16 protein-coding genes and 1 riboswitch are annotated in these 13,382 nt (G+C 47.8%); of the genes, 9 read left to right on the top strand and 7 right to left on the bottom strand.

What is annotated here, in order from left to right; all coding sequences use genetic code 11:
• The first annotated feature begins 69 nt into the window (after positions 1–69).
• Positions 70–951: a protease HtpX gene (gene htpX, locus BSPA111_RS02005; RefSeq protein WP_183270264.1), complete on the top strand. Its 882-nt coding sequence runs from the start codon at positions 70–72 to the stop codon at positions 949–951.
• Positions 952–996: 45 nt separating this feature from the next.
• Here the strand turns inward: htpX and BSPA111_RS02000 are convergent, their stop codons facing one another.
• Positions 997–2,373, bottom strand: a complete 1,377-nt coding sequence (locus BSPA111_RS02000) for an MFS transporter (protein ID WP_183269540.1) — start codon at positions 2,371–2,373, stop codon at positions 997–999.
• Between the two features lie 178 nt (positions 2,374–2,551).
• Between BSPA111_RS02000 and kdgR the strand changes: the two genes are divergently transcribed.
• Positions 2,552–3,343, top strand: coding sequence for a DNA-binding transcriptional regulator KdgR (kdgR, locus tag BSPA111_RS01995; protein ID WP_183269539.1), 792 nt, complete (start codon positions 2,552–2,554; stop codon positions 3,341–3,343).
• Positions 3,344–3,385: 42 nt separating this feature from the next.
• On the opposite strand, the gene BSPA111_RS01990 is transcribed toward kdgR, so the two are convergent.
• Complete coding sequence (locus BSPA111_RS01990) at positions 3,386–3,628, bottom strand: YobH family protein (protein WP_183269538.1); 243 nt, start codon at positions 3,626–3,628, stop codon at positions 3,386–3,388.
• A gap of 158 nt (positions 3,629–3,786) precedes the next feature.
• Here BSPA111_RS01990 and mgrB point away from each other — a divergent pair, with 158 nt between their 5' ends.
• From mgrB to rlmA, 7 genes are all read left to right on the top strand, one after another.
• Positions 3,787–3,930 carry a PhoP/PhoQ regulator MgrB gene (mgrB, locus tag BSPA111_RS01985; protein WP_121815636.1) on the top strand — a complete coding sequence of 48 codons (144 nt, stop codon included), beginning with the start codon at positions 3,787–3,789 and terminating at the stop codon, positions 3,928–3,930.
• Between the two features lie 74 nt (positions 3,931–4,004).
• Entirely contained in the window at positions 4,005–4,292 is a 288-nt protein-coding gene (locus tag BSPA111_RS01980) for a YebO family protein (RefSeq protein ID WP_183269537.1), read from the top strand.
• 37 nt (positions 4,293–4,329) lie between these two features.
• Positions 4,330–5,331 (top strand): MBL fold metallo-hydrolase, encoded by a 1,002-nt coding sequence (locus BSPA111_RS01975; protein ID WP_183269536.1) that lies wholly within the window; start codon positions 4,330–4,332, stop codon positions 5,329–5,331.
• A 531-nt stretch (positions 5,332–5,862) separates the two neighbouring features.
• Positions 5,863–6,006: a DUF2627 domain-containing protein gene (locus tag BSPA111_RS01970; protein ID WP_074388558.1), complete on the top strand. Its 144-nt coding sequence runs from the start codon at positions 5,863–5,865 to the stop codon at positions 6,004–6,006.
• Positions 6,007–6,019: 13 nt separating this feature from the next.
• Positions 6,020–6,229, top strand: a complete 210-nt coding sequence (gene cspE, locus BSPA111_RS01965) for a transcription antiterminator/RNA stability regulator CspE (protein ID WP_001062678.1) — start codon at positions 6,020–6,022, stop codon at positions 6,227–6,229.
• 257 nt (positions 6,230–6,486) lie between these two features.
• Positions 6,487–8,208: a peptidoglycan glycosyltransferase FtsI gene (gene ftsI / locus BSPA111_RS01960; protein ID WP_183270263.1), complete on the top strand. Its 1,722-nt coding sequence runs from the start codon at positions 6,487–6,489 to the stop codon at positions 8,206–8,208.
• A 63-nt stretch (positions 8,209–8,271) separates the two neighbouring features.
• Positions 8,272–9,084 (top strand): 23S rRNA (guanine(745)-N(1))-methyltransferase, encoded by an 813-nt coding sequence (rlmA, locus tag BSPA111_RS01955; RefSeq protein ID WP_183269535.1) that lies wholly within the window; start codon positions 8,272–8,274, stop codon positions 9,082–9,084.
• On the opposite strand, the gene mntP is transcribed toward rlmA, so the two are convergent.
• The 5 genes from mntP to manX form a co-directional block, all read right to left on the bottom strand.
• On the bottom strand, positions 9,076–9,648 hold the full coding sequence (gene mntP, locus BSPA111_RS01950; protein WP_183269534.1) for a manganese efflux pump MntP: 573 nt from the start codon (positions 9,646–9,648) through the stop codon (positions 9,076–9,078). The genes rlmA and mntP overlap by 9 nt on opposite strands.
• A gap of 82 nt (positions 9,649–9,730) precedes the next feature.
• Positions 9,731–9,830: riboswitch (yybP-ykoY riboswitch) on the bottom strand.
• A gap of 198 nt (positions 9,831–10,028) precedes the next feature.
• Positions 10,029–10,487 (bottom strand): DUF986 family protein, encoded by a 459-nt coding sequence (locus BSPA111_RS01945; RefSeq protein WP_183269533.1) that lies wholly within the window; start codon positions 10,485–10,487, stop codon positions 10,029–10,031.
• 69 nt (positions 10,488–10,556) lie between these two features.
• Positions 10,557–11,411, bottom strand: coding sequence for a PTS mannose transporter subunit IID (locus tag BSPA111_RS01940; RefSeq protein ID WP_034495941.1), 855 nt, complete (start codon positions 11,409–11,411; stop codon positions 10,557–10,559).
• Positions 11,412–11,423: 12 nt separating this feature from the next.
• On the bottom strand, positions 11,424–12,221 hold the full coding sequence (locus BSPA111_RS01935; protein WP_183269532.1) for a PTS mannose/fructose/sorbose transporter subunit IIC: 798 nt from the start codon (positions 12,219–12,221) through the stop codon (positions 11,424–11,426).
• Between the two features lie 122 nt (positions 12,222–12,343).
• Positions 12,344–13,312 carry a PTS mannose transporter subunit IIAB gene (gene manX, locus BSPA111_RS01930; protein ID WP_183269531.1) on the bottom strand — a complete coding sequence of 323 codons (969 nt, stop codon included), beginning with the start codon at positions 13,310–13,312 and terminating at the stop codon, positions 12,344–12,346.
• Between the last annotated feature and the right edge of the window lie 70 nt (positions 13,313–13,382).

Raw genomic sequence — 13,382 nt, 5'->3', positions numbered from 1 at the left:
TAGCAAGCTTGCCCCTACGATGTGGGGTAACGCAGAATGCGTATTTTTAACCGAGGTAAAAAGAAAATTATGATGCGTATCGGGCTTTTCCTGTTGACCAACCTTGCAGTCATGGTCGTTTTCGGGCTAGTGCTAAGCCTGACGGGGATCCAGTCGAGCAGCGTGCAGGGTCTGATGATCATGGCGGTGTTGTTTGGCTTTGGTGGTTCAATCATCTCGTTACTGATGTCCAAATGGATGGCGTTACGTTCAGTTGGTGGGGAAGTGATTGAGCAGCCACGTAACGAAACTGAGCGCTGGCTGATGGAAACGGTTCGTCAGCAGTCACAGCAGGCAGGTATCGCCATGCCACAGGTGGCGGTTTACCATGCGCCGGATATTAACGCCTTTGCAACCGGTGCACGCCGTAATGCCTCACTGGTCGCGGTGAGTACGGGTCTGTTGCAAAACATGAGTCGTGACGAAGCTGAAGCGGTTATTGCTCACGAAATTAGCCATATCGCGAATGGCGACATGGTCACGATGACGCTGATTCAAGGTGTGGTGAACACCTTCGTTATCTTCATTTCCCGAATCATCGCGCAGGTGGCTTCTGGCTTCCTGTCAGGTAACCGGGATGAAGGTGAAAGCAGCAACGGTAACCCGTTTGTCTATTTTGCGATTGCGACGGTACTGGAGTTGGTATTCGGTATTCTGGCGAGCATCATCACCATGTGGTTCTCACGTCACCGTGAATTCCACGCTGATGCCGGATCTGCCAAATTGGTCGGTCGTGAAAAAATGATTGCCGCGTTGCAGCGTCTGAAAACCAGCTATGAACCGCAAGAAGCTAGCAGCATGATGGCGTTTTGTATTAATGGTAAGGCGAAGTCCATGAGCGAATTGTTCATGACCCACCCGCCGTTGGACAAACGTATTGAAGCGCTGCGTAACGGCGAATACCTTAAGTAGTCGTGAGCGGTAATAAAAAAGCGTGCCATCGCTGGCACGCTTTTTTTATGCCTGCGAAGCAGCGGGTTGTGATATTCGTAAACTGCTAATGATGGCCGCGACGGTGGCAAAACTACCGGCCAGTAACAAAGAGGCGTGTGTTCCGTGAGTGGTGAAAAGGTTGAACATCAATGCCACCAGGGCTGCACCACAGCTCTGACCTAATAACCGTGCCGTGCCCAACATGCCGCTGGCGCCACCGCTGCGATGGCGTGGTGCAGAAGAAATAATGGTGTGGTTATTAGGCGACTGGAACAGGCCAAAGCCGGCCCCACACAAAAGCATCCGCCATATAATGTCGATATCTGAAGGGTTATGTGGCAAGAGTGCCAATGCAAAGAGACCACATGCCATAATGGTCAGCCCGATCCCACCCAATAGACCTGCATGTACCCGCTCAATAAGATGACCTGCAATAGGGGCCATTATCATCGTCGCAATGGGCCACGGAGTGAGAAGCAGCCCCGTTTCAACTTCACTGCGGCCCAAGGCTGATTGCAAAAAGAAGGGGAGCGAAACCATCGCTAACATTTGCGCGGCAAAGGAACAGACTGAGGTTCCCATAGATAATGAGAATACGGGGATACGCAATAAATCCACAGGTAGCAATGGGAAAGGCAGCTGCAACTGGCGACGGATAAAGAAGAAACCAATGACGACTAAGGCCAACAATTCAGAGAGAATAAGCCACCCTGGCTGCCCCTGTGCAAAGCCACTGATTGCAGAGATGAGCAAGCCAAATGTTAAGGCATTCATGATGGCGCTTGGAATATCAAAGCGTTGGCCCTGTGATTTTTGTTGATTTGGCGGCAGGAAACGCAAAGACAGTAAGAGTGCTACGATGCCAATCGGTACGTTAATCAAAAACAACCATTTCCAGGAAGCCACGGAAAGAATGGCAGCGGCAATTGTTGGCCCGGCAGCAGATGAAACAGCAACAATAAACGAGTTAATTCCCATGCCGCGACCAAGGTATTTTTGCGGATAAATAAGCCGAATGAGCGCGGTATTAACGCTCATTAATGCCGCACCGCCAAACCCCTGCAATACGCGAGCAAATGTCAGCATTGGTAACGAATTCGATAAGGCGCAAAAAAGGGAAGTCACACAAAATAGAATCAACCCGCACTGATATACCCGTCGATAGCCAAAAATATCACCCAGGAATGACATTGATAGTAACGAAATAATTATCGCAATTTGGTAACTGTTCACAATCCAGATGGACTCTGCCGGGCTGGCATTGAGTTCTCGGGCAATGGTGGGAAGGGCGACGTTGGCGATGACACCATCAAGTACTGCCATGGTAATACCTAGCGCAATGGCTAAAATAGCCCCATAGCGCAGCGGTAATGGCAGCCCATCAGCAAGAGTTTTATCCATAGGAAAGTAAGGCTTCACGGAGGCTATATTCGGGGAGAAATAATAATAGCACTAAATTTACGGGATATGTCGCAGATTCGTAACGAAATAGAATAGATCCGTTGCGATGACATGGTAGTCAATTTATACTAAAAACCAGTTCTGATTTTTATAAAACAAATGCGATCGAGGTGATTTAATGGCAATCGCAGATCTGGATAAACAACCTGATTCTGTCTCTTCTGTCCTGAAAGTTTTTGGCATTTTACAGGCTCTTGGCGAAGAACGCGAAATTGGTATTACTGAATTATCGCAACGCGTAATGATGTCAAAAAGCACCGTCTATCGCTTTTTACAGACAATGAAATCCCTGGGTTATGTTGCCCAGGAAGGTGAGTCTGAGAAATACTCGCTTACGCTCAAGCTGTTCGAGCTTGGCGCACGTGCGTTGCAAAACGTTGATTTGATTCGTAGTGCAGACATCCAGATGCGCGAACTGTCGCGTCTGACAAAAGAGACAATCCACCTGGGTGCGTTGGATGAAGACAGTATTGTCTATATCCACAAGATTGACTCAATGTACAACTTGCGTATGTACTCGCGCATTGGTCGTCGTAACCCGCTGTACAGTACCGCAATTGGTAAAGTGCTTCTGGCATGGCGCGATCGTGAAGAAGTCCGTGAAATTCTTGCTGAAGTGGAATACACCCGCAGCACTGAACGTACCATTACCAGCACTGACGAATTGTTAGATGTTCTGGATACTGTTCGCAAGCAAGGTTATGGCGAAGATAACGAAGAACAAGAAGAAGGATTGCGCTGCATCGGCGTTCCTGTATTTGACCGCTTTGGTGTTGTGATTGCGGGTTTAAGTATTTCTTTCCCAACGCTGCGTTTTTCTGAAGATCGTCTTCACGAATATGTCGCGATGTTGCACGACGCTGCACGGACAATCTCTGTGCAAATGGGTTACCACGAATATCCATTCTGATAAAAAACGCCGCTTAAACGCGGCGTTTTTTCCTTCGCTTTTCTACTGCCCGTCATCAATCACTTTGTCACTTTTACGCAATACAGGGCAATCGCTGAGTCCGATAATCCCGCTCTCACTATGAATGAATTGCGCAGTAGTAATATTTCGTGCAGTGAGATACTTGCATTGCAGCCCTAAACCCGCTGCATTTTGATGGCTCCCAATCAGCACGCCGTACCCTGAGAGCAGCAAACCGATCCACAGCAGCACGATTACAAGAAAAGTGCGGATCACAATATGCATAAATACCTCTTATTATTACTTTATTAGAGTGTTTAGCGTAGCGGGTAACGTTCAGGTATCAATATGATGATTCTGAAAGAATATATGCGTTGAGTGATGCCTGGTTTAGGTTGCTTATGCCAGACTTATCTACAAGAACTTATAATGTGGAGAATGCAGTGAAAAAGTACAGGTGGTTCATCTTAGTTGCAGTTTTTTTCGTCTGCTTGCTACTCTGGACTCAGATGGTCAACGTGATGTGCGATCAAGATGTACAATTTTTCAGCGGCATCTGCACGATTAACAAATTTATTCCCTGGTAGACTCTTTTTATCCGCATGATGCTTACCTTAAGGCGCGGCAGGTGTAGAATAGCGCGTTTTACTGAGGTGGTAAGATGAACGAATTAAGTGTTGGCGCGTTGAATATCGTGTCCCTGACAGTCTCCCTGGTGGTGCTGGTTATCGGCCTCGTAATGTGGTTCTTTGTTAACCGTGCGAGTAGTCGTAGTAATGAGCAGATCGAACTGCTTGAAGAGTTATTGGATCAACAGAAACGACAAAATGCGCTGTTACGCCGTTTGTGTGAAGCCAATGAACCGGAAGTCGTGAAGGAAGAACCGCAAGAGATTAAGGAAGAAGACGCGCAGGACGATGATTTTATTCGTCTGGTGGCTGAACGTTAATCCTGACGCACACGTTTGTGTCGCTATGGAGTGACTCATGCGTTGGAAGAATCCCTGGTTTGATCCCCTAAAATCTCATCATCAGATTGACGGTTTTCGTAATCTGGAACCTCACTTACGGAAATCGGGTGATGTTGAGCGTTGGCGAAGAGAGCGGAAAGAACAGGGATTGCCCCATCCACCTGATGGGGGCTATGCAGCCTTCATTAAAAAGTGGTGGCAAAAGGCTGAACTCAAAGGGCACGACAACCGTGTATGGTGGTTAGGCCATGCAACCGTTATGTTGCGCATCAATGGCCGATATTTACTGACTGACCCTGTCTTTTCCCGGCGAGCCTCGCCGCTCTCTTTTGCAGGCCCACAACGTAAGACTCCCCCTCCATTACGCATCAATGAATTGCACCAACTCGATGCGGTTCTGATTTCGCATAATCATTATGATCATCTGGACAGTGCTACCGTTCGTCAGATTGCCTGTCGTTTTCCACAGACACGTTTCTTTGTCCCACTGGGGCTGAAGCAATGGTTTCTCCGCCGAGGAATTCGTTGTGTGACTGAGTTGGATTGGGGTCAGAGCTTTAGCTGGCAGTTGATGACATTCACCGCAGTGCCTGCGCAACACTGGAGCATGCGTTCGTTCTGGGACCGTAATCGCAGTTTATGGTGCGGCTGGATAATCGAATGCGAAAGTTTACGAGTTTGGTTTAGTGGTGATACCGGCTATACCGCAAGTCTGGCAGACATCGCACTTAGCAGGGGCCCTTTAGATGTTGCGATGATTCCGATTGGCGCCTATTCACCACGCTGGTTTATGAGTAGCCATCATATGGATCCGCAGCAGGCAGTTGCGCTATGGCAACAGTTGAACAGACCTTTTGCGGTTCCTATTCACTGGGGGGTGTTTGAGCTGGCCGATGAATCACTGGATATGCCGCCACAAGAGTTGTTGCAAGCTCTGGATAACAATGATGACCAAAGCCGGTTCTTCACACCTCTCCGTATTGGTCAAAGTTTACCCTTTCTTAAAATAATAGTTTAAATATTATCCAGAAAGTTAAAGTGTTATTTGTGACAAGCTAAGATAATTATTTTATATGACTAATATAGCGAAACGTTTTTATTGCCTCTTCGTGAAGCAGGGTGTCATTAAACGTTCATTATTTTGGTGCAATATAAATAGCTTACTGCTCAAGCTTTATTCATTCTGGCAATCGAGCTATTTCATTCTCCTATTTCGATTTTTCTTGAGACGTACGGCATTGCTCGTTTTTTGAATAGCTATGCTAAAAAAATCATAAAGATAATGTCTACTATGTCGTCTTTTTCGCACTTCGTCTGGACGAATAGATAGGTTTGGGCTATGGTAAAAATGTTGTCTACGGTCATCGGCAGTAGGCTCTGAGTCACATTTGTTCGCTGTTAATTTTATGCACATTTTGTGCATTTCATATTGGTGAACAATATGAGTTTCAGAATCTGTGCGACAGATCGATACACACCGAAAAATGGCTTGCCATTGATTGCGTTGTATGTGATAACACGTTGGGTTAAACGAGGTACAGTTCTGTTTATGTGTGGCATTTTCAGTAAAGAAGTTCTGAGTAAACACGTTGACGTTGAATACCGCTTCTCTGCCGAGCCTTATATTAGTGCCTCATGCAGTAATGTCTCTGTTTTAGCTAAGTTATGCCTTCGGGCAAAGAAAACAATCTAAGGAATTTTGCAAAATGGCAAAGATTAAAGGTCAAGTTAAGTGGTTCAACGAGTCTAAAGGTTTTGGTTTCATTACTCCTGCTGACGGCAGCAAAGACGTGTTCGTTCACTTCTCTGCAATCCAGGGTAACGGCTTCAAAACTCTGGCTGAAGGCCAGAACGTTGAGTTCGAAATCCAGGACGGCCAGAAAGGCCCAGCAGCAGTTAACGTAACTGCTATCTAATTCCGTTGAATTAGACCTGGCGCGAATAACGCCAAATTTTGATGAAAGCCCCGCTCTTGTAGCGGGGCTTTTTCATGTTTGAAATCTGATCACTCCTTTTCTATATGTTTCTACAACTCGTACTCAGTTATGTTTTGTAGCAAAGCAGCGCATCTTGTAGCACTGTTCCTGTCCGGTTAATTTCACCATTATGTTTAAATTTTCAATCGCTTAGTTGTTGTTAAGGATTGAACGTGAGAAAAATTGCCCCTGGAATCATGGGTAACTTTATTCAGTGGCGTTTTACTCTACTTTGCATCGCAATTTTTATGTGTCTGATGTTTTTATTAGGGCGCGTAGCCTGGTTGCAAATCATCTCGCCAGATAATCTTGTGAAGCAGGAAGATATGCGTTCTCTACGTGAAGAACCGATTGTGGTTCCTCGCGGTATGATTGAAGACCGTACTGGCCGGCCATTGGCAGTCAGCGTACCGGTAAAAGCTATTTGGGCCGATCCCAAAACGGTGATGGAAAAAGGTGGCGTGCAAGTGAATAGCCGCTGGCAGGCGCTTGCGACGACGCTGAATATGCCTCTTAATGACATTGCCGCTCGTATTCGACGTAATCCTTCCGACAGGTTTATCTACCTTGCCCGTCAACTTGACCCACAACAGGCTCAATATATTGAGAGTTTAAAACTGCCGGGGATCTCATTACGCGATGAGTCACGTCGTTTTTATCCCGCGGGACATGTCGCGGCGAATTTGCTTGGCTTTACAAATATTGATGACCAGGGCATTGAAGGCATTGAGAAGAGTTTCAACCGCCAGCTTACAGGGAGGGCGGGTGAGCGATTAGTCCGTAAAGACCGACATGGTCACGTCATTGAAAATATTACCGAAAATCCGGCAAGCCCCGCACATAACCTGATGCTAAGCATTGATGAGCGCCTGCAAACGGTGACTGAGGATGCGTTAAGCAACGCGGTATCATGGAATAAAGCCGAATCTGCCGCAGCGGTCATCCTTGATGTTAATACCGGTGAAGTGCTGGCGATGGCAAGTTGCCCGACGTTTAACCCGAATAACCGTGAAGGCGCTACGTTGAACGATTTCCGTAATCGGGCAATAAGTGACACTTTTGAGCCCGGTTCAACCGTCAAACCAATGGTCGTTATGACCGCCTTGCAACAAGGCATTGTGCAACCGGACAGCGTTGTAGATACCCATCCGTATACAATAGACGGGCATCGCATTCGGGATGTGGGTTTTTATCCGCAGCTGACTCTGACGGGGATTTTGCAAAAATCGAGCGACACCGGGGTATCACGTCTTTCTCTGGCAATGCCTATCCAAAAACTACTGGATACTTATCAAAACTTTGGCTTTGGTTCCGCGACAGGGCTGGGTCTGACGGGGGAATCCAGCGGTTTTCTGCCGCATCGAAAATTCTGGGGAGAGCTGGATCGAGCAACCTTTTCCTTCGGCTACGGTTTGATGGTCACACCGCTACAACTCGCCCATGTTTACGCAACCATCGGCAGCTATGGGATATCCAGACCGCTGTCGATTACCCGCGTTGACCCTCCTGTTGTTGGGCAACGGGTTATGCCGGAAGTCATTGCTCATCAGGTTGAACATATGATGGAAAGCGTGGCGTTACCGGGTGGGGGCGGTGTAAAAGCGGCTGTTCGCGGATATCGAGTGGCGATAAAAACGGGCACGGCCAAAAAGATTGGCGATGATGGTAAGTACATCAATAAATATATTGCTTACACCGCAGGTGTAGCGCCAGCCAGCAACCCGCGCTTTGCATTGGTCGTCGTGATTAACGATCCAGAAAATGGGGCTTACTATGGCGGGGCCGTTTCGGCTCCGGTATTTAGCCAGATTATGAGCGAGGTCTTGCGTCTGGAAAATATTAAACCCGATGGTTTATCCGAGGGTGACCCCAATTTAATGGTGTTAAATAAGCCCATCGCAGATAACTCAGCCGGTTAGTGGCTTTTCGAAACAGGGCGTTTAGCGTTACACTTGCGCCCTTTATTATTGCCTGGAGTTCCCATGTCCTATCTTTGCCCGCTTTGTCATGCGCCGCTTGCAGCCGTTGGGAAGAGTTTTCTTTGCCCAGATGGCCATCAATTCGATAAAGCGAAAGAAGGGTACGTGAATTTGCTGCCCGTTCAGCATAAGCGTTCTAAGGATCCAGGTGACAGCAGCGAAATGATGCAGGCGCGTAGAGCATTTCTCGATGCCGGACATTACCAGCCTTTGCGCGAGGCTATTTGCCTGCAACTTGAGCAAGCCGCTCCGGTTACCTTGCTGGATATTGGTTGTGGAGAAGGGTATTACACAGCCGGTTTTGCGCAGGTTGTCGCAAAAAAAAGTGGCACCACATGGGGATTAGATGTCGCCAAAATAGCGATTCGCTATGCAGCGAAACGTTATCCGCAGGTACAGTTCTGCGTCGCATCGAGTCATCGTTTGCCGTTTGCAGATAATAGCCTGGATGCGGTAGTCCGAATTTTTGCACCATGCAAAGCCGAAGAGCTCGCTCGCGTTGTAAAACCCGGTGGCATTGTCATCACTGCGACACCTGGCCCACGCCATTTAATGCAGCTTAAAGGCCAAATCTATGACAATGTGATGCTACACAGCAGCGAAGCTGAAGCCTTGCCGGGCTTTGTGGTGGAACATGTGCAAAGTATTGGCTGGACGATGACGTTGCAAGGTAGCGAAGTGGTTGCCTTGCTGCAAATGACGCCGTTTGCCTGGCGAGCACGCCCGGAAGTGTGGCAAGCCTTAGCGGCTGAAACGGCATTCAATTGCGAAACGGATTTTGTTGTTCGCGTCTGGCGACGCGAAACCTTAGCTTAAGGTACTGAAATGGCTGTACAGGATCTGACAGCCAATCCCGATAAGCACCAGGCCGCCGAGGATTTCGGCGCGCTTCCCAAGCATCGGGCCAATAAAGCGGCCCAGCATCATACCCAGCGTGGACATGATCATGGTCGCGCAGCCAATCGCCAACGCGGTTTCAATAATATTGACTTGCAGGAAGGCAAGACCCACACCCACGGCCATCGCATCAAGGCTGGTGGCAATTGCGGTCGTGACTAGCAGCCAGAAACCGTGGCGCTGCAGTTTTGGCGCATCTTCATCATCGTTACCCCGCACACCTTCGTAGATCATTCTGATGCCGAGAAACACCAGCAAAATGAAGGCGACCCAATGGTTCCATTCCAGCACGACTTTGCTTGCCAAAAGACCCAGGCACCAGCCGATAAGTGGGGTGAGTGTTTCGATTACACCAAAGATAAGACCGGTACGTAAGGCTTCAGAGAATTTAGGTTTATGGAGCGAGGCACCTTTCCCGATTGATGCAGCAAAAGCATCCATCGACATGCCAAAAGCGAGAATAATTGTAGCGGAGAGATTCATGCAAACGCCTCAGTTGGGAATATCCATATACACGCTAGCCATCCCCAACTTAAATGATGGTAACGTGCCTATGGTCTCGCCTACTCAGAATCTGAGTCGTACATGCCACGTTCTTAGAACGAGTATGTTGACATGTACATTTTCACGGGCGTGAAAATCGGCTACTCCCCAACGACGGGCGCAACCTTAACATATTTTTCAAAGATAAAACAATAATTGAAAGCTATTATTCTTGACATTTAAATGATAACGATTTTCATTTACTTTAATAGGTAAATAAAAGGTTAAAATAACAACATGCAAACTGTGCGAAATAGCATCGGCTATATTTTATTAGCCTCAGATACTATATAAAATATAGTCTTTGCTATGTTTGCAATCTATTGATTATCAATCATTAATTTATAAATTTTCTCAAGATCATCAATATTTTTCACCCGGATGAGCAAGCGTCGCTGTTCTAATTGCATAACCAGTACGCCGTCTTCAGATAAATTCATTTCTTTAATTCTGGAATATAAAATCCAGACATTTGCGAAGAAGAAGCCTTCTGTTTTGAACAGCAATTTAGGTTGGCGAATCCAGGAAATATAAATAGCTATCAAAGCCAGTGCAGATAATAACCACGTCGTGAGGGGGGTGCCGTGAGTGGTCACGTTGTTATAGATGAGGATTGCAACCAGCCCCACAAAGATGGTGCTGTCGATGCGGTTGCGGCGAAGCAGGGTGATTTTAAGAAGCGTTTTGCCCTTGAGCTTATCCATGATGAATTCATCGTAAACCGCCCAGGCAAGTAGCAGAACAATGAACACAAGCAAGACTATATCCGTTAACGTCATAACCAAACCCTTTCTACAATAAAAAACCGGGGGCAGGTGGACTGACCCCCGGTTAAATTCACAAGCTTATTACAGACCCAGCAGGCCGATTGCGTAACCGACAATACCGATAACAAAGAAGCCCATGATAATCCACAGCGCGTTGACTTTCTTACGCAGCAGCCACATACAAGCAAAGGTTAACAGCAGTGGAACGAGGCCAGGCATCAACTGATCAAGAATCGTTTGAACCGTAGTCACTTTAACTGCGCCAGTCTGGTCGGTTATCTTCGACACGACGAGCGGTATGTTAACGTGCGTCCACTTGTTAACCAGCGCCCCCATGACAAACAGGCCGAGAATTGACGCCCCCTCTGTCAGTTTTTGCAGGAAGCCACCGCCCATATCTTTAACGATATCGATCCCTTTGCGATACCCGTAAGCCACACCGTAATAACGAGTCAGCAAACGTACTGCGTTGAACAGGATGAAGAACAACAAAGGACCTAACAGGCTACCGCTCATCGCAATACCGGCACCCAGTGCTGCGAATACCGGACGTACAGTACCCCAGAAGATTGGGTCGCCCACGCCCGCCAGCGGCCCCATCAAACCAACTTTGATACCGTTAATGGCACCATCATCAATTTCTGCACCGTTCGCACGTTGTTCTTCCATCGCAAGCGTAACGCCCAGAACTGGAGCGGCCACATATGGATGGGTATTAAAGAATTCCAGGTGACGCTTAATCGCTTGTTTACGAGCATCGTTATTCTCAGGATACAGGCGTTTGATTGCCGGAATCATGGAGAAGCAGAAGCCCAGCGCTTGCATACGTTCGAAGTTCCATGAACCCTGGAACAGGTTAGAACGCAGGAATACGCCACGAATATCACCTGGGGTGAGTTTCTTCTCGGTAGTCGTTGTTTTGGTGGTATCAACCATTTCGCTCACCTATTAATCTAATTCGTTATCGAGATCGTTAGAACCAGCAACCTGCGCTGGGGCTGCGGAACGGTTGTATTTCGGGCTGAGTTGGATGTACAGAATTGCCATCACAGCACCAATCACACCCAATGCAACCAGGTTGAAGTTGGTAAATGCCGCGGTTACGAAGCCCAGATAGAAGAATGGCATCAGGTAGCCTGCGCGCATCATGTTGATGACCATCGCATAACCAACCACCACGATCATGCCACCGGCGATGTTCAGACCGCTGGTGACCACTTCAGGAATGGCATTCAGCATGTTCTGCACTTCGCTGGTACCGACGGAGATTGCGACGATAACGGCAGGAATTGCGATACGCATTGCTTGCAAGAACAGAGAGGAAACGTGAATCCAGGAGAGCGCGGATAGGTTGCCATTTTCGGCGGCCTTATCAGCGGCATGCTGGAAGCCCACGGTAATAGTACGAACGATAATGGTCAGTACCTGGCCTGCTGCTGCCAGCGGGATGGCCAGCGCGATACCGGAACCAATGCCCTGGTGTCCGGCTATAACCAGAATGGTGGAGATAATCGACGCAAGAGCCGCATCGGGCGCAACCGCCGCACCGATGTTCATCCAACCCAGCGCGATCATTTCAAGGGTACCACCGATAATAATACCGGTTTTCATATCACCCAGTACCAGACCAATTAAGGTACAGGCGACCAGCGGACGGTGGAACTGAAATTCATCGAGCACCGACTCCATACCGGCAATACAGGCTACGATAAACACCAGCACAATCTGAAGAGTGGTAATCTCCATTGTACTTCTCCTTAAACGTGTGACTTATGTGTGAAAACTGAGTAACCCGTTGTCTTTCAAGCTGCATGTGTGTTGGCTACGTTCTTCCTGCAACTCGAAATCCATTGGGTATACGTTAGTAATTAACTTTTCACCTTCGCGATCAGGTCCATCATTTTCAATTTTTGATCGGTTGAAACTTTACGCGCTTCCAGCTCAATGCCACGCTCGTTCAGCTTCTTAAAGGCTTCAATATCTTTTTCATCGACAGAAATCGCGTTGTTCACCTGGGTTTTACCCTGGCGGAACGCCATACCACCGATGTTGACTGACTTAATATTCACACCACCTTCCACGACGCGTTCAACATCGGTTGGGTTGGTGAAAAGCAGCATCACACGGTCGCCTGCATATTTCGGGTTGTTGTAAACACGGATCATCTTGGCGACATCAACGACGTGAGCCGTCACACCAGGAGGAGCAACTTGCGTCAACAGTGTTTTACGCACGGTATCGGCAGCCACTTCATCACTGACAACAATAATACGCGTTACGTTGGTTTCTTTGGTCCAGCGGGTCGCGACTTGACCATGAATCAAACGGTCATCAATACGGGCCAAACCAATATTCATGTAATCATTTGGACCCATTGGTTTAGCCGGGGTTGCTGCTTTAGGGGCAGCGACTGGCGCAACAGGTGCGGCTTTTTCAACAGGTTTTGCTTTCAGGGCTTTCACCCCTTCACGGCCTGTTTCTACCGCCAGTGCCACTAACTCATCAAAAGAAGGGTTATCATCACGGGCCATCAAGGTTTCAACCAGCATCGGAATATTGACCCCGGCGACGACCTCGTAATGCTCTTTATCGACGACAATACGGCTTGCCGCATTAAATGGGCTACCGCCCCAGGTATCGACGAGAAACAGCACACCTTTGTCGGTGTTCAGGTTTGCCAGTTGAGCGTTATATTTTTCGATCAAAGTTTCGGCGTTTTCACCGGGAACGAAATCTATCCAGCCAACATTTTCTTGTTCGCCTAATAGCATTTCTGCGGTTTTCAGCAATTGTTCTGCTGCCCAGCCATGCGTGCCTATGACAATAGCAATAGTCACTTGCTACCTCCTGTGTTGGTCATAACCACACCCTTAAAATGGGTGTTTTGTAGATTATCCGTTTCATTGA

The sequence above is a fragment of the Buttiauxella sp. A111 genome (assembly GCF_014189855.1).
GTDB classification, from domain to species: domain Bacteria; phylum Pseudomonadota; class Gammaproteobacteria; order Enterobacterales; family Enterobacteriaceae; genus Buttiauxella; species Buttiauxella selenatireducens.
The sequence above is the reverse complement of the archived record's forward strand: the minus strand, read 5'-3'. Positions and strand labels throughout refer to the sequence as shown.

Coding starts and splice junctions, on each gene's coding strand:
- BSPA111_RS01935 (WP_183269532.1), bottom strand. CDS start 12,221: ATGGAGATTACCACTCTTCAGATTGTGCTGGTGTTTATCGTAGCCTGT.
- cspE (WP_001062678.1), top strand. CDS start 6,020: ATGGCAAAGATTAAAGGTCAAGTTAAGTGGTTCAACGAGTCTAAAGGT.
- BSPA111_RS01940 (WP_034495941.1), bottom strand. CDS start 11,411: ATGGTTGATACCACCAAAACAACGACTACCGAGAAGAAACTCACCCCA.
- BSPA111_RS02000 (WP_183269540.1), bottom strand. CDS start 2,373: ATGGATAAAACTCTTGCTGATGGGCTGCCATTACCGCTGCGCTATGGG.
- BSPA111_RS01975 (WP_183269536.1), top strand. CDS start 4,330: ATGCGTTGGAAGAATCCCTGGTTTGATCCCCTAAAATCTCATCATCAG.
- BSPA111_RS01970 (WP_074388558.1), top strand. CDS start 5,863: ATGTGTGGCATTTTCAGTAAAGAAGTTCTGAGTAAACACGTTGACGTT.
- BSPA111_RS01945 (WP_183269533.1), bottom strand. CDS start 10,487: ATGACGTTAACGGATATAGTCTTGCTTGTGTTCATTGTTCTGCTACTT.
- htpX (WP_183270264.1), top strand. CDS start 70: ATGATGCGTATCGGGCTTTTCCTGTTGACCAACCTTGCAGTCATGGTC.
- BSPA111_RS01980 (WP_183269537.1), top strand. CDS start 4,005: ATGAACGAATTAAGTGTTGGCGCGTTGAATATCGTGTCCCTGACAGTC.
- mntP (WP_183269534.1), bottom strand. CDS start 9,648: ATGAATCTCTCCGCTACAATTATTCTCGCTTTTGGCATGTCGATGGAT.
- ftsI (WP_183270263.1), top strand. CDS start 6,487: ATGGGTAACTTTATTCAGTGGCGTTTTACTCTACTTTGCATCGCAATT.
- BSPA111_RS01990 (WP_183269538.1), bottom strand. CDS start 3,628: ATGCATATTGTGATCCGCACTTTTCTTGTAATCGTGCTGCTGTGGATC.
- rlmA (WP_183269535.1), top strand. CDS start 8,272: ATGTCCTATCTTTGCCCGCTTTGTCATGCGCCGCTTGCAGCCGTTGGG.
- kdgR (WP_183269539.1), top strand. CDS start 2,552: ATGGCAATCGCAGATCTGGATAAACAACCTGATTCTGTCTCTTCTGTC.